Source organism: Neisseria sp. P0020.S005, assembly GCF_051957055.1.
Lineage (GTDB): Bacteria > Pseudomonadota > Gammaproteobacteria > Burkholderiales > Neisseriaceae > Neisseria > Neisseria subflava_A.
On record NZ_JBQCWV010000077.1, the window covers coordinates 1 to 432 of the forward strand.

At 56.2% G+C, this 432-nt stretch carries 1 protein-coding gene; it reads right to left on the minus strand.

Going from position 1 to position 432, the window contains the following annotated elements; genetic code table 11:
* Positions 1 to 78: 78 nt before the first annotated feature.
* On the minus strand, positions 79 to 432 hold a 354-nt coding region (locus tag ACTHTU_RS11385; protein WP_440362610.1), incomplete at its 5' end, for a protein-methionine-sulfoxide reductase heme-binding subunit MsrQ.

The following is a 432-nucleotide window of genomic DNA, read 5'->3' on the forward strand; positions in this document are numbered from 1 at the left end:
TGTCATGGGGTAACGGTTAGAATAGTAAATTTAAGTTTCTACATTAGAAACCGTAGAAAGTTATTGGTGTGTCAGGGCTTATTTCTTTACTGCCATTGCTTCGCCGCGCGGGCGGGAAACAGGCTTGCGGTTGCGGGCGTGCGGACGCACCAGACGCCATAGAAGCAGTGCGCTGACGATCCAGGCATAGATGACCGGTTCGGCGGGCCAGCTTTTCACCGACATGATGAAATGGATCGCGCCGCCAGCGATTGCGACATAGACCAGCTTGTGCAGGCTGTTCCAGCGGCGGCCGAGCTTGCGGATCGACCAGTTGTTGGAGGTCAGCGCCAGCGGCACCAGCAGGACCAGACTGATCATGCCGATGGTGATGAAAGGCCGTCGCAGGATATCGGTGACGATGGCGGAAATGTTCAGGCCCTGATCCAGCAC